Annotated in this window: 19 protein-coding genes and 1 tRNA gene; 8 read left to right on the forward strand and 12 right to left on the reverse strand. The window is 70.3% G+C overall.

The genetic code is table 11. The annotated features are described in order from the left end of the window. The first annotated feature begins 75 nt into the window (after positions 1–75). A complete protein-coding gene (gene cysS, locus J7656_RS13820) occupies positions 76–1,557 on the forward strand; it encodes a cysteine--tRNA ligase (protein WP_017342327.1) in 1,482 nt (493 codons plus the stop codon). Between the two features lie 448 nt (positions 1,558–2,005). On the opposite strand, the gene pheA is transcribed toward cysS, so the two are convergent. From pheA to J7656_RS13835, 3 genes are all read right to left on the reverse strand, one after another. After that, the gene (gene pheA, locus J7656_RS13825; protein ID WP_017342326.1) at positions 2,006–2,812 is read right to left on the reverse strand and encodes a prephenate dehydratase; all 807 of its coding nucleotides are present in this window, start codon (positions 2,810–2,812) and stop codon (positions 2,006–2,008) included. An 85-nt stretch (positions 2,813–2,897) separates the two neighbouring features. Then, positions 2,898–4,091, reverse strand: coding sequence for a DR2241 family protein (locus J7656_RS13830; protein ID WP_211553602.1), 1,194 nt, complete (start codon positions 4,089–4,091; stop codon positions 2,898–2,900). A 2-nt stretch (positions 4,092–4,093) separates the two neighbouring features. Beyond that, positions 4,094–4,963: a CbiX/SirB N-terminal domain-containing protein gene (locus J7656_RS13835; RefSeq protein ID WP_017342324.1), complete on the reverse strand. Its 870-nt coding sequence runs from the start codon at positions 4,961–4,963 to the stop codon at positions 4,094–4,096. Between the two features lie 143 nt (positions 4,964–5,106). On the opposite strand from J7656_RS13835, the gene J7656_RS13840 reads away from it, so the two are divergent. The 5 genes from J7656_RS13840 to J7656_RS13860 all read left to right on the forward strand — a co-directional run bounded on the left by J7656_RS13840 (position 5,107) and on the right by J7656_RS13860 (position 9,097). Beyond that, a complete protein-coding gene (locus J7656_RS13840; RefSeq protein ID WP_211553604.1) occupies positions 5,107–5,658 on the forward strand; it encodes a DUF7523 family protein in 552 nt (183 codons plus the stop codon). Positions 5,659–5,727: 69 nt separating this feature from the next. Next, entirely contained in the window at positions 5,728–6,252 is a 525-nt protein-coding gene (locus J7656_RS13845) for a hypothetical protein (protein ID WP_017342322.1), read from the forward strand. A gap of 215 nt (positions 6,253–6,467) precedes the next feature. Then, positions 6,468–8,114 carry a thermosome subunit beta gene (gene thsB, locus J7656_RS13850; RefSeq protein ID WP_044965568.1) on the forward strand — a complete coding sequence of 549 codons (1,647 nt, stop codon included), beginning with the start codon at positions 6,468–6,470 and terminating at the stop codon, positions 8,112–8,114. A gap of 289 nt (positions 8,115–8,403) precedes the next feature. Further along, on the forward strand, positions 8,404–8,658 hold the full coding sequence (locus J7656_RS13855) for a glutathione S-transferase N-terminal domain-containing protein (RefSeq protein ID WP_017342320.1): 255 nt from the start codon (positions 8,404–8,406) through the stop codon (positions 8,656–8,658). 79 nt (positions 8,659–8,737) lie between these two features. Continuing rightward, positions 8,738–9,097 carry a DUF192 domain-containing protein gene (locus J7656_RS13860; RefSeq protein ID WP_017342319.1) on the forward strand — a complete coding sequence of 120 codons (360 nt, stop codon included), beginning with the start codon at positions 8,738–8,740 and terminating at the stop codon, positions 9,095–9,097. A 21-nt stretch (positions 9,098–9,118) separates the two neighbouring features. On the opposite strand, the gene J7656_RS13865 is transcribed toward J7656_RS13860, so the two are convergent. The 6 genes from J7656_RS13865 to J7656_RS13890 form a co-directional block, all read right to left on the reverse strand. Beyond that, positions 9,119–10,651 carry a PAS domain-containing protein gene (locus J7656_RS13865; protein ID WP_211553606.1) on the reverse strand — a complete coding sequence of 511 codons (1,533 nt, stop codon included), beginning with the start codon at positions 10,649–10,651 and terminating at the stop codon, positions 9,119–9,121. An 87-nt stretch (positions 10,652–10,738) separates the two neighbouring features. After that, on the reverse strand, positions 10,739–13,336 hold the full coding sequence (locus J7656_RS13870; RefSeq protein ID WP_211553607.1) for a DNA topoisomerase I: 2,598 nt from the start codon (positions 13,334–13,336) through the stop codon (positions 10,739–10,741). 102 nt (positions 13,337–13,438) lie between these two features. Beyond that, positions 13,439–13,606 (reverse strand): hypothetical protein, encoded by a 168-nt coding sequence (locus tag J7656_RS13875; RefSeq protein ID WP_006111840.1) that lies wholly within the window; start codon positions 13,604–13,606, stop codon positions 13,439–13,441. Positions 13,607–14,169: 563 nt separating this feature from the next. Next, positions 14,170–14,251: transfer RNA gene (locus J7656_RS13880), tRNA-Ser, on the reverse strand. A gap of 27 nt (positions 14,252–14,278) precedes the next feature. Next, positions 14,279–14,572 (reverse strand): DUF7981 family protein, encoded by a 294-nt coding sequence (locus J7656_RS13885; protein ID WP_017342316.1) that lies wholly within the window; start codon positions 14,570–14,572, stop codon positions 14,279–14,281. After that, positions 14,573–14,953, reverse strand: coding sequence for a Rid family detoxifying hydrolase (locus J7656_RS13890; RefSeq protein WP_017342315.1), 381 nt, complete (start codon positions 14,951–14,953; stop codon positions 14,573–14,575). A gap of 156 nt (positions 14,954–15,109) precedes the next feature. On the opposite strand from J7656_RS13890, the gene J7656_RS13895 reads away from it, so the two are divergent. Beyond that, the gene (locus J7656_RS13895) at positions 15,110–15,517 is read left to right on the forward strand and encodes a DUF7577 domain-containing protein (RefSeq protein WP_017342314.1); all 408 of its coding nucleotides are present in this window, start codon (positions 15,110–15,112) and stop codon (positions 15,515–15,517) included. A 40-nt stretch (positions 15,518–15,557) separates the two neighbouring features. On the opposite strand, the gene ubaA is transcribed toward J7656_RS13895, so the two are convergent. Then, positions 15,558–16,370 (reverse strand): SAMP-activating enzyme E1, encoded by an 813-nt coding sequence (gene ubaA, locus J7656_RS13900; RefSeq protein WP_211553608.1) that lies wholly within the window; start codon positions 16,368–16,370, stop codon positions 15,558–15,560. A 116-nt stretch (positions 16,371–16,486) separates the two neighbouring features. On the opposite strand from ubaA, the gene J7656_RS13905 reads away from it, so the two are divergent. After that, positions 16,487–17,620, forward strand: a complete 1,134-nt coding sequence (locus J7656_RS13905; RefSeq protein WP_211553609.1) for a serine hydrolase domain-containing protein — start codon at positions 16,487–16,489, stop codon at positions 17,618–17,620. Between the two features lie 60 nt (positions 17,621–17,680). Here the strand turns inward: J7656_RS13905 and J7656_RS13910 are convergent, their stop codons facing one another. Beyond that, a complete protein-coding gene (locus J7656_RS13910) occupies positions 17,681–19,084 on the reverse strand; it encodes a hypothetical protein (RefSeq protein ID WP_211553610.1) in 1,404 nt (467 codons plus the stop codon). Positions 19,085–19,210: 126 nt separating this feature from the next. Continuing rightward, a complete protein-coding gene (locus tag J7656_RS13915; RefSeq protein ID WP_211553611.1) occupies positions 19,211–19,801 on the reverse strand; it encodes a 50S ribosomal protein L15e in 591 nt (196 codons plus the stop codon). Between the last annotated feature and the right edge of the window lie 334 nt (positions 19,802–20,135).

The raw sequence follows: 20,135 nt of genomic DNA on the forward strand, positions 1-20,135 counted from the left end.
CGATTCAAGAGTCCAGGCGGAGTGATCTCGCCCAATCCGACGGTTTAAAAGGCTCACCTCGGCAACCACGTCGTAATGAGTCTCGTCGTCACCGACACCCTGGAAGACGAGCGCGTCGAGTTCACCGCGGACGGCGACGTCACGCTGTACGTCTGCGGCCTGACGGTGTCGGACGACCCCCACCTCGGCCACGCCCGGCTGTGGTTCCACGCCGACGTCCTCCACCGGTGGCTCGAACACGAGGGGTACGACGTGCGCCACGTCGAGAACGTCACCGACGTCAACGAGAAGATCACCGCCCGCGTCGGGGAGCGCGACGAGTGGGCCGCCGAGCGCGACGTGGCCGAGACGTTCACCGCGACCACCTTCGACGCGATGCGCGGGCTGAACCTCAAGCGCGCCGAGGTGTACCCGCGCGTTACCGAGCACGTCCCGGAGATACTCGACCTCGTCGAGACCCTGATCGAGAAGGGGTACGCCTACGAGGCGAACGGCTCCGTCTACTTCGACGTGACGCGGTTCGAGGAGTACGGGAAGCTCTCGAACCAAGACCTCAACGCGCTCGAAGCGCAGGGCGAGCCGGACGAGCGCTCGGAGAAGCGCAACCCGTCGGACTTCGCCCTCTGGAAGGCGGACGGCGTCAGCGAGACCGCGGCGCGCGAGCACGCGAAACACGACCACGGCGCGGAGACACCCGACGGCGAGACGTGGGAGTCGCCCTGGAGCGAGGGGCGGCCCGGCTGGCACGTGGAGTGCTCGGCGATGTCGACGACGCACCTCGGCGACACGCTCGATATTCACATGGGCGGCCGCGACCTCGTCTTCCCGCACCACGAAAACGAGATCGCGCAGTCGGAGGCCGCCACCGGCGAGGCGTTCGCGCGCCACTGGCTCCACGTCGGCTTACTGGAGATGGACGGCGAGAAGATGTCATCCTCGATCGGCAACTTCTGGACCGTGCCGGACGCCTTAGAGGAGCTCGGCGTCAACGTGGTCCGGACCTTCTACGCCGGCGCCGCCTACCGCTCCGAGCAGGCGCTCACCGAGGAGACGATCGCCGAGGCCGAGGAGCGCTGGGAGCGCCTCTCGCGCACCTACGACCGCGCGGTCGAGGCGGTCGACTCGACCGACGCCCGCGCGAAGGCCGAAGACGAGGAACTCCGCGGCGCGGTCGAAGCCGCACGCGACGATTTCGCGGCCGCGATGAACGACGACCTCAACCTCCGGGAGGCGACCGCGGCCCTGCTGGACCTCACCGACGCGGTGAATCGGCACGTGGACGACAACAGCGACTCCGCCTACGACTACCGCGGCCTCCGCGAGGCGGTGGAGGCGTTCGAGGAGTTCGGCGGCGACGTGCTCGGCCTCCAGTTCGAATCCGAGAGCGACGGCGACGTGGATCTGGCCGGCGAGCTGGTCGAACTCGTCCTCGACGTGCGCGAGGCCGAGCGCGAGGCCGGCAACTACAAGCGCGCCGACGAGCTCCGCGACGCGCTTCGTGACGTTGGCGTTGAGATTGAAGATGGTCCAGACGGCGCGACGTACCGATTCGAATAGGACGCGTACACAAACTTTTCCGAGGCGGCCGGTAGTTAGGTGACGAGTGCCGGTGTTCGTGCGCGGCGTTTTGTTGTTCGCAGTGGCACGGAGAACACCTCCAAAGCCCCAGCCGCGAGGACTCGATGCGCTCGCTGCGGTCCTCGTCACTCGTTTCACTTGTTCCTGCGGTCCTTACGTCGCGCGTCTTCGTCCTCGCGGCTGCCCCTTTGAGTCCCGCCCCGCACAGCACCGCACCTCACACCTCCCCAGCCTCGTCGGCCTCCCTCCGCTTCGCTCCGGTCGGCCGACTCCCTCGCACGCGCTCCTCACGGCCGCCGACGGCGGCCGCTCAGAGGCGCGCGCCACCGCACCGCTGCGTTCATTTATAAATAGTCGTCATCGTCGGATCTGATAATTTAAATATCTGATCGGCGGCGTTGAATCGTAATCTCCCGAAGTCGAGCCCTCAGTCCAATACGTGTTCGGTGTCGTACGAGCCGAGCACCTTTACCCACCCGTTGTCCGCGATGGCCTCGACGTCCTCGACCGCCTTCGCCATGTGGTCCTCGTAGAGGCCGGCGTCCACGTCGAAGTGGAACAGGTAGTCGCCGAGGCGCTCGCCGCTCGGGCGCGACTCGATCCGCGAGAGGTTGAGGTTGCGGTCGGCGAACGCCTCCAGCAGCTCCAAGAGGAGGCCGGGGTAGTTCGCGTTCGGGTAGACGATCAGCGTCGTCTTCCCGCCGGCGTCGGAGCGCGCGGACTCGGGCGCGACGACGAGGAACCGGGTCGCGTTCGAGGTTCGGTCTTGGATGTCCGCGGCGAGGATATCGAGATCGTCGCCGGCGTTGTCCGGGTGGCCGATGCCGGCGACGCGGGCGTCCTCGCGGGCGCGCTCGACCCCGCGGGCCGTGGAGGCGACCGCTTCGAGGCCGGCGTCCGGGTAGTTCGCCTCCAGCCAGTTCCGACACTGCGCGAGCGCCTGCGAGTGGCTCGCGACGACTTCGAACCCGTCGTCCTGCGCGAGGAGGGCGTGCCGGATCGGCGTGACGACCTCGCGGGTGACCGCCACGTCGTAGTCGGCGAGCGCGTCGAGGCTCTCCGTGACGGAGCCCTCGATGCTGTTCTCGATGGGGACGACCCCGCGCTCGAACTCGCCGCTCGCGACGGCGTCGACGATCGCGGTGACCGACTCTCGGAACGACACCTCGGCGGCGACGGAGCGAGCGGCGCGGTGCGAGTACGTGCCGGCGGGGCCCAGCGTGACGGCGTTCATTACCCCACCGTACCGGGGGCGGCGAGAAAAGCCTGCGGGGCGCGGCGATGTTTCCGGAGCGGTCAGGTCGGATCCGCGGAGGGGGTCACTCCTCGTCCGGCTCGGTCGGCACGCCGCCGAGGTTCCCCTCGTCGTCGAACAGCTTCGCTCGGAGGAACCGCGCGCGGTAGCGGTTCGCGCCCTCCTTCGTGTCCGCCTCGCGAATCTCGTCGGTCCGGCCGTCCGCGACCGCGTCGATGATATCCTCTACCTGCTCCTTCTCACTCGGCGTCAGCTCGAACTCGTACGTCCGGGGCTGTTCGCTCTCCAGCCGCGTCCACTTGCGCGCGGCCGACACGACCACGGAGCAGGGCTCGCGACAGGGGAAGACGCCGTCGCCGCCGTCGACGTCGAGGTCGGTCTCGTCGTCGTACTCCCACTCCCGGCGCTTGAGGCACTGGGAGTCGTCGCAGCACGCCTCCGCGACCCAGTTGACGTGCTCGTACCCCTCGCCGCGGTCCCACGTCTTCACGACGCCGTAGATGCCCGACTGGCGCTCCATCGTCTCGCGCCAGTGGGTCACGTCAAGCTCGCCCTCGCGCTCGCGGTGCCAGTTGGCGACCGTCGCGGGGTAGATCGTCTCCACCGTTTCGTAGAGGTCGCGCGGGCCGAGGTCGGGGAAGACCCAGCCGCCCGCCAGCGACGGCGCCGTCTTGAGCGGTCGGTACCGGCCCTTCTCGTCGTACGTGACCAGCTCGCGCGCGTCGAGTGGGTCCTCGTGCGCGTCGAGCTCGTCGACCGGAACGCCGGCGTCGTCGGCGTGGCGCACGTCGTAGCGGCGCTCGCCGCGGTCGGTGACCGTCGCCGTGATCTTCAGTTCACCCCACGCGCGCTCGATCCCCGCCGCGAGCGCGGCGTAGCGGGCCGCGACGGTCTCGCCGTCGGCGTCCTCGATCCAGCGGAGGAAGGCGCGGCGCGGACCGAACTCGCCGACAACCCGCTCGAAGGTGTACCAGTCCGTCACCGCGGGCGCGCGCTCCGCGAGCGCCTCGTGGAGCTCGCGCTCGGTCAGGGGCTTCGGGGGACTGTTCTCGACGAGGGCGTACGCCCCCTCGCCGTCGCGCGCGACGCTGAATCCCTCGAAGCGGAGCGGGTCGCCCGGGTCGAGGTCGTCGAGCGCGTCGAGTACCGCGTCGAACGCCTCGCCCGGGAGGTCGATCTCGGGGGTCGCGGTCCCGTCGTCGCCCGCCTCGTCGCCGCCCGCCTCGCCCTCGTCGGTCGCGGAGGTGTGGTCGGCCACGCTCAGTCCCCCGTGGCGACGCGGGTCGTCTCGCGCACGTCGTCGAGCGCGGTCCCGAGGTCGGCACCGGCGTCGGCGGCGCGCTCCAAGACCACGTCGGCCATGAGCGGCTCCGTCCCCACCGCGCCCGCGTACCAGATCCGGGTGCCGTCGACGGTCTCGGGCACGTCGTACCCCTCGGTGTGGTCCTCGCAGAGCCCCACGTCCTCCGGGATGTCCTCCTGGGTGTGGTAGCCGTCGGCGATGAAGAGGGGAACGAGGACGACGTCGTCGCTCTCGAAGTGCTCGGGGAGGTCGTCGACCTCCGGCTCCTCGTCCATGTACAGCGCCTTCACCTCGTCGAAGCGGTCGCGCTCGGCGATCCGGTCGGCGTGGTACTCGATCGCCTTCGCCGAGTTCTCGTTGCGCTCGGTGCCGTGGCCGACGACCGCCAGCCCGAACCCGTCGCCGACATCCGGGTCATCCGTGACCGACTCCGCCCGCCTGACGATCACGTCGGTCATCGCGCGGTGGGTCCCGACCGGGCCGCAATAGTGGACCTCCCGATCGATGTCCTCGGCGATGAGGGTGGCCTGGTCGGCGGAGAGGCCGTCGGAGTCCCACTCGGAGACGTCCCAGCCGGCGAGCCGGAGCTCGCGGGGGATCACCTGCTCGGTGAAGTATCCCTCCGAGACGAACAGCGGGACGACGTATATCTCGTCGCCCTCGACGGTGCGGAGCACCTCTCGGAAGTGGGGCTCCTCCTTCCAGAACCCGGTGCGGACCTCGTCGAAGGCACCGGTGGCGCGGATCGTGTCGGCGTGGTCGTACGTCGGCGCGCTCGACTCGGGATTGAGGTGGGAGCCGTGCGCGACGATGACGAGCGACTGCATACCCACACTGGGGCCGCGCCGCTCTTAGGGACTTCGGAGGCTGCGGGGCGGCGGGAACTCGGTCCGTCGCCGGCGAGCGATCCGCGCGTTCCGGCGAACGCCCGACCGAAACGATCTTGCCCACCCGCCGCGCAGCCCCGCGCATGTCGCTGGCAGCCGAGACGCGCGAGGCGGTCAGAGCGCACCCGTTCGTCCGCGACGCGCTCCGCGCCGGACTGGTGAACCACAGTGCCGCCGCGACCTGGCTCGCCGAGCAGGCCGACCTCGACGGCGACCCGGACGCGATCGCGGCCGCGCTCCGCCGGTTCCGGGAGGACCTGCCGGCCTACGAGACCGAGGCCCGGACCGCGAGCGTCACCATGCGGAGCGGCGTGGGCGTGGTCGACGACGCGGGAGACAGCGATTCCGCCGCGGGCGGCGGCGACTCCGGCGCGGTCGCCGCCGACCCCCTCCTCCGCGTCGGCGACGCGGCGGTCGTCGACGGCGGCGACCGCACGGCGATCCTCGCGACCGGCGACGTCGACACTGCGGTGCTGGCGGACGCACTCGGTCGGCTCGCCGCCGCGGACGTCGACGTCGCGGCCGCGGGCGTGGCGGGCGACGCGCTCGTCTGCGTCGTCCCGCGGCGCGACGGCGCGAGCGCGGTTCGGGTGGTCGAGGCGGCGCTGGAGGCGGTGCCGGTCGAGGAGAACTGACCGCCCACCGCGACCGAACCGATCCTGTCCGGGACGGCCTTTTTGCCGCTCTCGGTCCCAGCCGATCGCGTGTTGCTCACGACCGCCTTCGTCCTCCACGTGCTCTCCGGCGCGCTGTGGACCGGCGCGACGCTGTACGTCGTCTACGCGACCCTGCCGCGGGCGACCGACGGGACGCTCGGCCGCGCCGCGTTCGTCGACGCCGCGCACCGCCTCCTCATGATCACGCGCTGGACCGGCGTGATCCTCCCGGTCACCGGTGCGTACATGGCCTGGCGGCTGTACACGCCGCTGGAGGCCCTCGTGACGACCCCGAGAGGATGGGCCGTCCTCGCGATGCTGTCGCTGTGGGGCGTCATGAACGGGCTCGTCGAGCTCGGCGTCCTCCGGATGCGCCGCGAGGTCGACCCCGACCTCGGCTGGGGGCGCTACATGGCCGAGGGATTCCCGGTCGACGCGCTCGCCGGCGTCGGGGGCGTCCCCGGGTCCGCCCGGTTGGCGTCCGTCGCCCGCCCCTATCTGCTGGCGAGCGGCGGCCTCGCCGTCCTGCTGCTCGTCGACGCCGCGCTCCTCGCCGGCGGGGTTCCGGGGTGACGAGCCGCCGCAGAAGAAGTATATAAACGAGGGCGAAACGGCGTTCTCGAACCAAAATAGATCAATGCTAACTCCCCGCATGACTTAGGATCTATCACCGCGGTGTCGTGCGGTTTTCTTCGAGAGACGCCGGCGAGGGCCGATCGCGTCCGGCCGCCCCTCACCGAGAGGTTTATATAGAATCACAATCAATCAAACGCTGTATGAGTCAGCGAATGCAGCAGGGCCAGCCGATGATCATCATGGGCGAGGACGCCCAGCGCGTCCAGGACAAGGACGCTCAGGAGTACAACATCTCCGCGGCGCGCGGCGTCGCCGAGTCGGTCCGATCGACGCTCGGACCGAAGGGGATGGACAAGATGCTCGTCAACTCGATGGGCGACGTCACCATCACCAACGACGGCGTCACCATCCTCCAGGAGATGGACATCGACAACCCGACCGCCGAGATGGTCGTCGAGGTCGCCGAGACCCAGGAGGACGAGGCCGGCGACGGGACGACCAGCGCGGTCGCCATCGCGGGCGAGCTGCTGAAGAACGCGCAGGACCTCCTCGAACAGGACATCCACCCGACCGCGGTGATCAAAGGGTTCAACCTCGCGAGCGAGTACGCCCGCGAGCAGGTCGACGAGGTCGCGACCGCCGTCGACCCCGACGACACGGAGACGCTGCGTAACGTCGCCGAGACGTCGATGACCGGGAAGGGCGCCGAGCTCGACAAGGAGACGCTCGCCGACCTCGTCGTCCGCGCGGTACAGGGCGTCACCGTCGAGGCCGACGACGGCTCCCACGTGGTCGACCTCGCGAACCTCAACATCGAGACGCGCACCGGCCGCGCGGCGGGCGAGTCCCGCCTGCTCTCCGGCGCGGCGATCGACAAGGACGCGGTCCACGAGGACATGCCGACCGACTTCGAGTCGGCGAACGTCCTCCTCCTCAACGACCCGATCGAGGTCGAGGAGGCGGACGTCGACACCTCCGTCAACGTCGACTCCCCGGACCAGCTCCAGAAGTTCCTCGACCAGGAGGAAGAGCAGCTCCGCGAGAAGGTCGATCAGATCGTCGAGAGCGGCGCCGACGTCGTCTTCTGCCAGAAGGGCATCGACGACCTCGCGCAGCATTACCTCGCGAAGGAGGGCATCCTCGCGGTCCGCCGCACGAAGAAGTCCGACCTGACGTTCCTGAAGAACGTCCTCGGCGCGCCGATCGTCACCGACCTCGACTCGCTCACCGCAGACGACCTCGCGGTCGGCTCCGTCACGCGCGACGACGACGAGGAGCTGTTCTACGTCGAGGGCGAGGACGCCCACGGCGTCACGCTCCTCCTGTACGGCACCACCGACCACGTCGTCGACGAGCTCGAACGCGGCATTCAGGACGCGCTCGACGTGGTCTCGACGACCGTCTCCGACGGGCGAACCCTGCCCGGCGGCGGCGCGGTCGAGGTCGAGATCGCGCGTCGCCTGCGCGACTACGCCGACTCCGTCGAGGGCCGCGAGCAGCTCGCGGTCGAGGCGTTCGCCGACTCCCTCGAACTGATTCCGCGCGTGCTCGCCGAGAACGCGGGCCTCGACGCGATCGACCTGCTGGTCGATCTGCGCGCGGCCCACGAGGCGGGCGACCAGAACGCCGGGCTCGACGTGTTCGCCGGCGAGGTCGTCAACACGGCCGACGCGGGCGTCGTCGAGACAGCCCACGCGAAGGAGCAGGCGATCTCGTCCGCGGCCGAGGCGGCGAACCTCGTGCTGAAAATCGACGACATCATCTCGGCGGGCGACCTCTCGACGTCGGGCGGCGACGACGAGGGCGGCGCCCCCGGCGGCGGCATGGGCGGTATGGGTGGCATGGGCGGCGCGATGTAAGCGAGGTTCTTTCAGAACCTCGTTGCCGAGCGGGGAGCGTACGCGACCCGCGAGGCGTGATCTCCGCGTAGGAGAACCGCCCCACCCACGCCGACCGCGACCGCTTCGACGACTGCCCCGTTCGAACGCTCCGATTTTCCCCCGTTTTCGCGCACCGTCCGATAGCGTCCTCCAGATCCGATCCGCGACCGAGACGATACGACCGCCGACGCGCCCGCCCCGGCCGCCCGTGCGCGCCGGACGCATCCGCGGCCGCACCTCTTTACGGGTCCAAGCCGTACACAGGGTGATGGCAAACCTAACCCTCTACGAACTCGAAGGCTGTCCGTACTGCGCGAAGGTCAAGACGAAGCTGGCCGACCTCGACCTGGAGTACGAGTCGGTGATGGTGCCGCGCTCGCACGGCGAGCGCACCGAGGTCGAGGAGGTCTCCGGGCAGACCGGCGTCCCCGTCCTCGTCGACGAGGACCACGGGGTCGAGGGAATGGCCGAGAGCGACGACATCGTCGAGTACCTCGAAGAGACGTACGGCGGCGCGAGCTAACCCCGCCGCGCTCGACGACACGCTCAGCGGCGCCGACCGAACGAGAGGCTATTTATCCGCTCGCGGCGAGACGGCGGGCGTGCGACTCGTCCACAGTCCGGAGCCGGGACGCGACGGAGGCGAGACCGTCCTCGCGAGCGACGTCGATGTCGCGCGCTCGACGCTCGAACAGGCCCGCGGGCTGATGTTCCGGCGGTCGGTGCCGGACGACTACGCGCTGGTCTTCCCGTTCGACGAGGCCGACACGCAGTGGCTCCACATGCTGTTCGTGCCGTTCGCGATCGACGCGGCCTGGCTCGTCGACGGCGAGGTGACGGCGAAAAAGCGGCTCGCGCCGTTCGTCGGGCTGGGCCGCGGCCGCGCCGACACCGTCGTCGAGCTGCCGGCGGGCGCGGCGGAGTCGGTTGCGGTCGGCGACGAACTGCGGCTGGTGGAGTGACCGGGCGCCGCGCGACCCATCCTACGTGCCGCCTTCGACGTCGTCAAGCGTAAACAGCTCCGCATCCTCTGGCGGGTTCCCCTCGGCGGCGCGTAGCGACAGCTCGATCCGGCTGCCGCCGGCCTTGCTCTCGGCGATGTCGAGGCTCCCGCCGCCCGCGGTGACGATCCAGTTCACGTACCAGAGGCCGAGTCCGCTCGCGTGTTCGAGCGGTGTCTCCTCGCCGGTGAGGACGGCCCGCTCGGCGGGCGGGATCCCCGGCCCGTTGTCGGCGACGACGAGCGAGGTCCACGACTCGCTGGGCAGCTCCGCGGCCGAGATACGGACCCGCGGCTCGTCCGCGTCGTTGTGGCGGACCGCGTTGTCGACGAGCTCGGTGATCGCCTCGGGGAGGAACGCGACCGCGGAGACCGCGAGGTCCTCGGGGACGTCGACCTCGACGGTGGCCCGAGCCCGGACCGCCGGGTCGAGCGATTCGAGGGCCGCGTCGACCGCGGGCGCGAGCGCGACCGGCCGCGGCGAGGGGCGCTGTGAGAGCAGCCGCTCCACCTTCCGCGAGGTCTCGCCGAGGCGCAGCAGCCGCTCGGCGGTGTCGACGACCCGTTCGAGTTCAGCGACGAGGTCGGGGTCGTCGACCGCCTCGATCGCCCGCCCGGTGAACCCCGTGACCACGTTGAGGTCGTTCCGGAAGTTGTGGCGCAACACGCGGGTCAACACCGCGAGCCGCTCCTCCCGGAGCGACGCCTCCGTCAGGTCCTCGCCGACGCCGACCGCGCCCACGACCCTGTCGCCGTCGGTGACGGGCCCGAGCGAGAGCCGGTACGGGACGCGCTCGCCGGAGCGGGTGAGCAGCTGCGCCTCGCAGGAGGCGGGTTCCCCCTCGCGGTACACCCTGGAGAGGGAGTCGCTCACGAGGCCGCTCGTCTCCTCGTCGAACAGCGAGGTGAGCGCTCGCCCCGAGAGCGATTCCGGCTCGTACCCGGTGTCCGACGACAGGCGACCGTTCCACCGGGAGAGCGTCCCCTCCTCGGTACAGCGGAACAGTGCGAGCGGGACGGTCTCGGCGAGCGCGTCGACGAGTCGGCGCTCGGCGTCGCGGTCGGTCTCGGCCGCGACGCGGCCCGTGACGTCCGAGAGCCCGACGACGAGCCACTCTTCGCCAGCGATCGTCGCCGCGCGGAGCGCCGCGTCGACCCGGAGACCGGGATCCCCCAGCCGGATGTCCCACTCGAAGCGCTCGATCGGGCCGTCGGACCCGTCGGAAGCCGGAGGCGCCGCGGCCGACGCCGCGACGTCGGCGATCGACTCTCCGGAAACGGTGACGTCGTTCTCACCGAGGTCCGGGAGGCCCATCAGCGTCAGCGTGCCGCGGTCGTGGCCGAGGAGGTCGGCCGCGGGCGCGTTCGCGGCGCGGATCGTCAGCGTCTCCGGATCGCAGACGAGCGTCGGGGTCGGGACCGCCTCGACGAACGCTCGGAGGATCCCGGTCGGGGCGGCGTCGCCGCTCGACGACTGTGGGTCGTCGGTCGACGATTCCCCTTTCCGGTCCCCCATCTGTCGATGATCGAGACACTCCGTGCATATGTGTTTATGGTTTTATGAGTCCTGTCGGTCCGGGAACAGCTGTCGGGCCGAAACCGGTCAGTCGGCCTTGGCCTGCCAGTCGCGGACGGTGTCGGCGCCGACGCCGTCGACGTCGCTCGCGAGGTCGTCCGGGTCGGCTGACTTGAGCTCGTCAACGCCGTCGACGCCCGCGTCCTTCAGCTTCGCGGCGGTCTTCTCGCCGATCCCCTCGACCGCCTGGAGCTCCGACCCCTCCTGCCGGGCCGTGAACTCGCGGTAGTTACAGATCGGACAGCCCAGCTCCCACGGCTCGTCGCCGGAGTGGACACGGAGGTGCGGGAGGTCGTGTTCCTCGCAGGTCTCGTCGGTGATCTCGATCTCGCCGCGCCGGGGGAGCGGCAGCGAGTAGTCGCAGTCGGGGTAGCGCGTACAGCCGACGAGCCGGGAGCCGGAGCGGAGGCGCTTGATGGCCAGGTCCCCTCCGTGCTCCTCCCCGCACTCGGGGCACACGCCGATCACCTCGTCCTCCTGCTCGTCGGCCTCGTCCGCCTTACACTGCGGGCAGCCGTGGACGAACGTCTTCCGGCCGGCGAGCATCTTCACGTGCCGGAGGTCGTGCTCCTCGCAGGTCTCGTCGAGGATGAGCGGCTTCCCGGTCGAGGGGAGCGGCAGGGTGTACTCGCAGTCGGGGTAGCCGTCGCAGCCGACGAAGTACGACCCCTGTCGCGACTTCCGGACGAGGAGGTCCGCGCCGCACTCCGGGCACGGACCGAGCGTCTTGTCCGCCTTCAGCGAGTTCTGGAGGTGGTCGCCGACCGCCTCGCGCGACTCGGTGAGGTCGTCGAACACGCGCGAGAGCAGCTCGCGGGATGCCTCGGTCACCTCGTCGTACTCCTTCTCGCCGGCCGCGATGGCCGCCATGTCTTCTTCGAGCTGGGCGGTCATCTCCTCGCTGACGATCCGGTCGGCGAACTCCTCGGCGGCCTCCACGACCGCCTCCGCGAGCCGCGTCGGTCGAGGCGGGTCGCTCTCGACGTAGTTGCGGTCGTACAGCTTCTCGATGGTCCGGTGGCGGGTCGCCTTCGTCCCCAGCTGGCGCTTCTCCATCTCCTCGATGAGCCGGGACTGGCCATAGCGGCGGGGCGGCTGGGTCTCCTTGCCCTCCGTGGCCCGGTCCGACAGCGACAGCGTCTCGCCGACCTCCACGTCCGGGACGATCCGCTCGTCGCTGGAGCGGTACGGGTAGACGTCGTGGTAGCCGGCCTCCAAGAGCCGCTTCCCGTTGGCCTTCAGCCGCAGGCCGCCGTCCGCGACGAGGTCGGCCGGCTTCGCCGCGTCGTCCGGATTTCGGAGGGCTGCGAGCCCGTCGGCACCCTCGGCGATCGGCGTCGCCTCGCCGTTCGCGAGCGCCACGACGCGGAGGCGCTCCCACGTCGCGGGGTCGGCGCAGGTCGCGAGGAACCGGCGGACGATCAGCTCGTACACCTCCCACTCGTCGTCGGAGAGGTCCGAGGCCGAGGGGAGCTCCCCCGTGGGGTGGATCGGGGGGTGGTCGGTCGTCTCCTCGTCGCCCTCGGTCGGCTCGATCTCCTCGTCGCCGTCGAGCAGGCTCGCGGCGTCTTTCCCGAACGTCGAGGCCGCCGAGAGCTCCTCGATCAGCTCCTCGGGCTCCAGATCCTCGGGATACACCGTGTTGTCCGTCCGCGGGTAGGTGACGTAGCCGGCGGTGTAGAGGTCCTCCGCGAGCGACATGGCGCGCTGCGCGGAGTAGCCGAGCGAGCCGGCCGCGCGGATGAACGCGGTGGTGTTGAACGGCGTCGGCGGGTCGTCGGTCTGCGTCCGGCGCGTGACGTCGTCGACGGTCGCCTCGTCGGCGGCGGCGAGCGCCTCGGTGAGCACCTCCGCGACATCGCCGTCCCAGACGCGCTCGCGCTCGTTGCCCTCGTCGTTGAGATAGAAGTAGCGCGCCTCGAAGGGGTCGCCGCCGGCCTTCGCTAACTCGCCCGTCAGCTCCCAGTAGGACTCGGGGTCGAACGCCTGGATCTCGCGCTCGCGGTCGACGATCAGCTTGAGCGTCGGGCCCTGGACCCGGCCGACGGAGATGAAGTCGTCGCCCATCTGTCGGGCCGAGAGGGAGAGGAACCGGGTCAAGGCGGCGCCCCACGTGAGGTCGATCGTCTGTCGGGCCTCCCCCGCGGCCGCCAGCTCGAAGTCGAGGTCGTCGGGGTTCGCGAACGCCTCCTGCACCTCGTTTTCGGTGATCGAGGAGAAGCGCACGCGGTCGACGGGCACGTCCTCGTTCACCTCGCGCACCAGCTCGTACGCCTCCTTGCCGATCAGTTCGCCCTCGCGGTCGTAGTCGGTCGCGATGACGACGCGGGAGGCGTTGCGCGCGAGCCGGCGCAGCGCGGCGACGATCCCCTCCTGCGTCGGCGTCTTCGTGACCGGCGCGTCGATCAGCTCGACCGGCTCGACGTCGCGCCAGTCGTTGTACTCGGCGGGGAAGTCGACGCTGACGACGTGGCCGGAGAGCCCGATGCACCGCTTGCCGCCCCACTCGTAGACGTTGACGTCGTTCATCCGCTCCGCGGTCGCGGACTCGCCGCTCAGGATGTCGGCGATGCGCCGCGCAGCGTTGTCCTTCTCCGTGATTATCAGCTCGGGCCCGCGACTCATTGCGCCGAGATACGCCGCTCCCGGGTCTAAAGCTTTCGCGACGCGAGATTGCGGGCAGGCTCGGAGACGGACGGCCTCAGAAAACGAATCGGAGCGCGACCGTCACCGGGCCGCGTCGTCGGACTCGGCGAGGAACTCCGCGTCGGTGGCCTCCCGGTACGGTTCCGGCGGTTCGTCGTCCGCGTCGAGTTCGCGCCGTGCGAGGTGGTTCTCGAGTTGGCGGCGCTTGTTCCTCCCTTTCCGCTCGCGGCCCGATTTCGTGTCTGGCATCGTCACCCGTGACAACACTTCCCACACATATGAATCTTGTGTCGGTATGCGGACGTATCCGCGAGCGGCGGGAGGGGACGCCGTCGAAGCAGCGCAGCCCGGCGACAACAGCTGAATATTTAAATATCGACAGCCGGCAGCGACGATTACTTATAAATAGACAAGGCGGTGGCGCGTGCCTCCGAGCGCCCAACGGGCGCGAGGAGCACGCGCGAGGGAGTCAGTCGCCGGAGCGAAGCGGAGGCGACTGACGAGGCTGGGGAGGCGTGAGGCTGCGGTGCTGTGCGGTGCGGGGTGGGACTCAAAGGGGCAGCCGTGAGGAGTTCGGAGGCGACGCAAGCACCGCAGCGAAGGAGCGGAGCGACTGAGCGAGGAGCACAGCGAGCGTCCGAACTCCTCACGGCTGGGGCTTTGGCGGTGTTCGCCGCCGATCCGTAGTCAACTGTTTATAAATAATCACCAGCGACGTCACTCGGTCTCTTATAAATAGGCAGTTAGACAGGAGCGTCGACGCCGAACTCGCTCGTCGCCGTCGCTCCTCGCTCGTTGTTGCGACAGCGAAGCGCCAGGAGAGGGATTTGAACCCCCGATCCCGGATGGGAACACGCTTTCCAGGCGTGCGCCTTACCACTCGGCCATCCTGGCTCACGCGGAGATAATCCGGTGCGACTGTTAAGTCCTTCTTTTCGCACGCACCCGGGCCTCGGCGAGGTACGTAAGACCGGCCGACGCGACCGCCACCGCGACCGCGACGAGCGCCAACCCGCCGAACCCGACCGGCAGCGATCCGGGACCGAGGAGCCGGTATCCCTGCGCGAGCACGAGGAAGGCGAACCCGCCGACGATACCCCACAGCGCCGCGGAGCGCGCTCGGGCGCGCGGGGTGGCCGCCGCGCCGGGCGCGGGGACGGACCCGTCGGTCGCGGCGTCCGACTCGCTCTCCGACCTCTCCTCGCCGTCGACCATCTACTCGACGACGGCGACCGCCTCGATCTCGACGCCGGCGCCCTTCGGGAGCGCGCCCGCCTGAACCGCGGAGCGGGCCGGCGGCGACTCGTCGAAGTAGTCGGCGTACGTCTCGTTCATCTCGTCGAAGTCGTCGATGTCGGCCATGAACACCGTCGTCTTGAGCACGTCCTCGGGCCCGGCACCCGCCTCCGCTAACACCGCGAGGAGGTTGTCGAGCGCCTGCTCCGTCTGGACCGCGATCGGCGCGTCGTCAAGCAGGTCGCCCTCGGGCGTCAGCGGGATCTGCCCGGCCGTGAACACGAGGTCCCCGTCGGTCGTCGCCTGGCTGTACGCGCCCACCGCCGCCGGCGCGTCGTCGGTGTGAATGGTCTCCTTCATGCGGGTGCGCCTTCGACCGGCGGCCTCAAGAGTACTCTGGAGCGGCACGCCCGACCCCGGCCGAGGAGACCCCTGGACTCGGCGGAACGAGATCGCCGAACTGGCCGACCTGTCCCACCGCCAGACACAAAACGCTGGGATGGTAACATTACGCACATGACGGGTGATCAGCTCCTCCCGCTCGCCGCGATCTTCGCCGGCGTGGCCGCGCTCAACCTCGCGGTGACGTGGTTCCTCGTCCGGCGGAACCGCGACCCTGCGGAGCTGTTCGGCTCGGTCGCGACCCGGTCGTCGGACGGCGACGGTGAGGGCGTTGGGCCGACGCTCGCGCTCGACGGCGACTCGGACGCCGATCCGACGGTCGAGGCGGGCGAGACGAGCGACGGCGGCAGTGGAGACGGTCCCCCGCCGCTCGACGCCGACGGGGAGACGGTCGTCTGCCGGCACTGCGGCGCGGAGAACCGGGCGGGATATCAGTACTGCCGGTGGTGTATCCGGTCGGGGTTCGTCGACGAGGACGCGGGCGTCACCGCGGGGAGCGCGATGGCCGACCGGTCGCTGTGAGCGTTCGCGGCGGGTCGGCGAGGACGCCAGCCCGACCGAATCAGGCCGCGTCGATCTGACAGCCGGCCGCGTAGTCGATACCCTCGATGGTGTCGATCCCGTCGTCGCCGCACACCGGGCAGTCCGGGTTGCGCGCGTACGGCACCGTCTCGAACGAGAGGTCCATCGCGTCGTAAAACAGCATCCGACCGACGAGCGGCTCGCCAACGTCCATGATCAGCTTCACCGCCTCCGTCGCCTGAAGACAGCCGACCGTCCCGGGGAGGACGCCGAGGACGCCCGTGCTGGCGCAGTCGGGCACCGTTCCCGGCTCCGGCGGCTCCGGGAACAGGCAGCGGTAGCAGGGTCCGTCGGGCGACAGCGTCGTCACCTGCCCCTCGAACTTGTAGATGGCGCCGTGCGACACCGGCACGCCCTCGATCCGGGCGGCGTCGTTCACAACGTAGCGAGTGGCGAAGTTGTCGGAGCAGCCGACGACGACATCGTAGTCCGCGATCAGCTCGCGGGCGTTGCCCGCGTCGAGCCGCAGCTCGTGGCGCTCGACGTCGACGTCGGGGTTGAGGTCGGCGACGAACTCCGCGGCCGAGTCGACCTTCTTTCGCCCCACGTCGCCGTCGCCGTGGATCACCTGTCGCTGGAGGTTCGACCGCTCGACGACGTCGTCGTCGACGATCCCGATCGTCCCGACGCCCGCGGCCGCGAGGTACTGGATCGCCGGCGCGCCGAGCCCGCCCGCGCCGACGACGAGGACGCGGGCGTCGAGCAGCCGCTTTTGCCCCTCCGGGCCGACGTCGTCGAGGATGACGTGCCGGGAGTAGCGGTCGAGTTGGGTTGCGTCGAGCGAGAGACTCATGTCCGCAATCAGTGCCGGCGCGGATATAATCGTGTTCCCGGGCTGCGGCAGGAACCGGCGACCCGCGAACGCCCCCGACGCGAACCACTGAAGGGGGCGAGCCCTGAAGTCGAGGCATGTACTTCCCCGACGCGGACGAGTGGGAACGGCGCGACCCCGAGGCGGTCGGGCTCGACCCGGCGGCGGTCGAGGCCGCGGTCGACTACCACAAGCTGAACGGCACGCCGCGCGAGCAGATCAACTACGACTTCGCGGACCACGAGACGTGGGACGAGGCGGAAGGCGATCACGGGCAACGGATCGGACCGCATCCGGCGCGCCGCGGCGGCCCCGCGGGGGTCGTGCTCAAGGACGGCTACCTCGTCGCGGAGTGGGGCGACACCCACCGCGCGGATCAGGCGTTCAGCGTCGCCAAGAGCTTCCTCTCGGTCGTCGCGGGCGTCGCGTGGGACCGCGGCGAGATCGATTCCGTCGACGACCCCGTCCGCGAGTACGTCGACGGCGGGTTCGAGGGCGACCACAACGGGGCGATCACGTGGCGGCACCTGCTCCAGCAGACCAGCGAGTGGGAGGGGACGCTGTTCGGCAAGCCCGACGCCGTCGACCGGAACCGAGCGGTCGGGAAGGACGGCGAGGCGCTCGACAAGTCGGAGACGCGGACGCTCCGCGAGCCCGGGACCTTCTGGGAGTACAACGACGTGCGGATCAACCGCCTCTCGCTCGCGCTGCTGCGGACGATCGGCCGGCCCCTTCCCCGCGTGCTCGCGGAGAACGTCACGGAGCCGATCGGCGCCACGGACACCTGGGAGTGGCACGGCTACTACAACTCGACGGTCGACGTGGACGGAACGGCGATGAAGAGCGTCTCGGGCGGCGGCCACTGGGGCGGCGGGCTGTGGATCTCCGCCCGCGACCTCGCGCGCGTCGGCCTGCTGTACCTCAACGACGGGGCGTGGGACGGGAACCGACTGCTCTCGGAGGCGTGGGTCGACGCGTCGACCGAGCCGTGCGACGTCAACGAGGGGTACGGCTACCTGTGGTGGCTCAACGAGAACCGGACGCTGTGGCCGAGCGCACCCGAGTCGGCGTACGCCGCGCTCGGCCACGGGCAGAACACCGTCTGGGTCGACCCCGAACACGACCTCGTCGTCGTGCTCCGCTGGCTCCGGTACGACGAGGACGCCGAGGAGACGGACGCGCGGACCGAGCAGGACCGGTTCTACGCGAAGCTGCTGGAAGGGCTCGACTAGCGCGCCGCCTCACCCGGACGGCGGCACCTCGTTGCGACGCCTTCTCACTTGGACGACGCCTCACTCCGTCGACGCCGCCACGGCGTCGGTCATCCAGCAGTCGTCCACGTCCCCGAGGGAGCTGTCCGACTCCCCGGTCCCGCCGCCGACCCGCACCAGCCGGAACTCGTACCGCCCGGTCACGCTGCCGTTCTCCCGGGTGACGACCTCGACAGAGGCGGCCCCGTCGGCGATCTCGGGAACCGAGTACTCGGCGGTGTCGTACGTAAGCATCGGCGCGTACAGCGGCGTCTCGAACAGCTCGACGTACTCGCCGGTGGAGCCGACGAGCTCCTTGTTCCGCGGCGACGCGAACGCCCGCAGGGTCCGGATGCCGTCGTTGGTCTCGTTGTCGTTGTAACGGAGCGCGTTCATCTGGATCTGGACGACCTGAAGCGCGGACCGCTCGCAGGTGGGAGACAGCGCCGTGTTCCGTTCGGCCTCGCCGGTCGGATCGCCGTCCGCGACGGAGACGGTATTCCCGGTGTCGCCGTCCTCGGTCGACGCCTCGCTCCCGTCGTCGCTGCCGTTCGTCGACCCGGTCCCGTCCGAATCCGTCGCCGCCGGGTCGGTCGGTCCGCCGTCCCCGACGCCGGCGACGCCGCCGAGTCCACCGATTCCGGCGGTGCCGGCGGCGAATCCGGCCCCGGCCGCCGCGACGAGGAGCGCGACGACGGCGACGGCCGCGAGGACGGTCCGGGGAGACCGCCGATCGCTCGGCGCGTCGGCGGTGGCGGCCTCGGTCGCCGTCGCCTCACCGCTCGGAGCGGACCCGGCGGCGGCGTCGCTCGGTCGGTCGAGAGTCCGCGAATCGCCGGCCGAGTCGCCTGCGGTCCGGTCGGTGGGTGAAGGAGCGGTATCGGCGTCCGTCACGCCCGCCGCGACGGCGCCCGTCGCCGCGCCGTCTTCGGCCGCCGCTCCGTCGCCGCCCGACTCGTCGCCGTCAATATCGGTCTCACCGTCGCCTTCGTCGTCCGCCGCGTCGCTCTCCGCGGTGCCGGCGTCAGAACCCGCCGCGTCGTACGCTTCGGATCGAACCGGGACGCCGAGGAGTCGGTCGGCGATGGCGTTCGCATCCGCCGGCGGGACGGCGTAGAGGAGACGTTCTCGGAGGTCCGCCGGCGTCACTCGGTCGGCGTCGAGTTCGGACCCGAGGCCGTCGAGCGAGTCGCTCGCGACGACGACCGCGTCGACGGGGAAATTAGGATCGTCCGAGACGTCGGGGACGCCTCGGTCCCCGGCGGCGACGGCGAGCAGTTCGGTCCGGCGGTTCCCCTCCGACACCGTGACGCGCGGGCCGTCGACCTCAACGCCGTCGGCGGTCGCCGCGTACGTCTCGGCGACGAGCGCCGCGAACGCGTCGCTGTCGAACGACTCGAGTTCTGTCGCGAACGCGTCGAGGGGGATGGGGCTGCTCGCGGTCACTTGGCGATCGCCACGTACGGTTGGGAGTATGTGACGCGGTCTCTTTGCTCTTGCGTCGAAGAGAAACGGCGCGGCGGCTCACCGGGAAAGCGGACCGCGAGTAAAACGTCGGAGCGGTCGAGGGCGTTACTTGCCCTGCCGGTCGTTACCGGTGACGCTCGGGCGCGTCTTCTCGGTGCCCTTGCCGCGCTTGCGCTGGCCGCGGCCCTTGGTGCCGGCCGAGGTGAGGCCGCGGTACGCGCGGCCCTTGTGGTCGTCCGAGCAGATCCAGTTCAGCTGGTCGTCGTTCTCGATCGCGGGGTGGGCGGGGTCCACGAGGATGACCTCGTGCCACTTCTGGGAGCCGTCCTCACCGACCCAGTAGGAGTTGAGCACGCGCAGGTTGCGGTACTTCCGCGAGGCGCGCTCCTCGGCGATGCGCTGGATCGACTTGCGCCGCGAGACGCGGTTGACGCCCTGGCGCTTCGAGCGGCGGCCCGCCTTGAAGCGCTGCTTGCGCGAGCCGCCCTTCCGGACGCTCACGCGGGCGACGATGACGCCCTGCTTGGCCTTGTAGCCCAGTTCGCGGGCCTTGTCAAGCCGGGTGGGGCGCTCGATGCGCTCGATGGCGCCTTGGTCGCGCCACTCCTGTTTGCGCTGCCACTGCAGCTCCGCTAGTTTCCCCTCCTTGGGGGACCGCCACGCCTCCTTGATGTGCGAGTAGAAACTTCGTGCCATTGTGTGTCCGCGGACGGTTGCGATTCAGCCGCGAGGGGCCACATGTCGTCTCGTCCCGGGGCGTGCGGCGGTCGGTCCGGCCGCGGCCCCGGCGGCGAGTGCCCGCTGTGTCCGCACCAGCGAGTTGGCAGAAATACCCGCGGTCCGCCCTTAACCGCTTCGCTCCGCGGGTCGCGTGGGGAACCGTAACAGGGGACGAGCGGACCGGCGCGTGTTCGGCGACCGCTGTCGGCAGTTCCGCGCCCGCTATCGCCGCGGTCGGACGCGCCGTCCGCCCACGCGCGCCTGACTTATCCGTCGAGGACCGCGACGGATCCGTGGGCGCGGGCGTTCG

The sequence above is a fragment of the Halorubrum ruber genome (genome assembly GCF_018228765.1).
GTDB lineage: Archaea > Halobacteriota > Halobacteria > Halobacteriales > Haloferacaceae > Halorubrum > Halorubrum ruber.

Excerpts from the sequence above, each read along its gene's own strand:
- ubaA (WP_211553608.1), bottom strand. The coding sequence starts at position 16,370 with ATGAGTCTCTCGCTCGACGCAACCCAACTCGACCGCTACTCCCGGCAC.
- J7656_RS13855 (WP_017342320.1), top strand. The coding sequence starts at position 8,404 with ATGGCAAACCTAACCCTCTACGAACTCGAAGGCTGTCCGTACTGCGCG.
- J7656_RS13840 (WP_211553604.1), top strand. The coding sequence starts at position 5,107 with ATGTCGCTGGCAGCCGAGACGCGCGAGGCGGTCAGAGCGCACCCGTTC.
- J7656_RS13895 (WP_017342314.1), top strand. The coding sequence starts at position 15,110 with ATGACGGGTGATCAGCTCCTCCCGCTCGCCGCGATCTTCGCCGGCGTG.
- J7656_RS13915 (WP_211553611.1), bottom strand. The coding sequence starts at position 19,801 with ATGGCACGAAGTTTCTACTCGCACATCAAGGAGGCGTGGCGGTCCCCC.
- J7656_RS13870 (WP_211553607.1), bottom strand. The coding sequence starts at position 13,336 with ATGAGTCGCGGGCCCGAGCTGATAATCACGGAGAAGGACAACGCTGCG.
- pheA (WP_017342326.1), bottom strand. The coding sequence starts at position 2,812 with ATGAACGCCGTCACGCTGGGCCCCGCCGGCACGTACTCGCACCGCGCC.
- J7656_RS13835 (WP_017342324.1), bottom strand. The coding sequence starts at position 4,963 with ATGCAGTCGCTCGTCATCGTCGCGCACGGCTCCCACCTCAATCCCGAG.
- J7656_RS13865 (WP_211553606.1), bottom strand. The coding sequence starts at position 10,651 with ATGGGGGACCGGAAAGGGGAATCGTCGACCGACGACCCACAGTCGTCG.
- J7656_RS13875 (WP_006111840.1), bottom strand. The coding sequence starts at position 13,606 with ATGCCAGACACGAAATCGGGCCGCGAGCGGAAAGGGAGGAACAAGCGC.
- J7656_RS13885 (WP_017342316.1), bottom strand. The coding sequence starts at position 14,572 with ATGGTCGACGGCGAGGAGAGGTCGGAGAGCGAGTCGGACGCCGCGACC.
- cysS (WP_017342327.1), top strand. The coding sequence starts at position 76 with ATGAGTCTCGTCGTCACCGACACCCTGGAAGACGAGCGCGTCGAGTTC.
- thsB (WP_044965568.1), top strand. The coding sequence starts at position 6,468 with ATGCAGCAGGGCCAGCCGATGATCATCATGGGCGAGGACGCCCAGCGC.
- J7656_RS13905 (WP_211553609.1), top strand. The coding sequence starts at position 16,487 with ATGTACTTCCCCGACGCGGACGAGTGGGAACGGCGCGACCCCGAGGCG.
- J7656_RS13890 (WP_017342315.1), bottom strand. The coding sequence starts at position 14,953 with ATGAAGGAGACCATTCACACCGACGACGCGCCGGCGGCGGTGGGCGCG.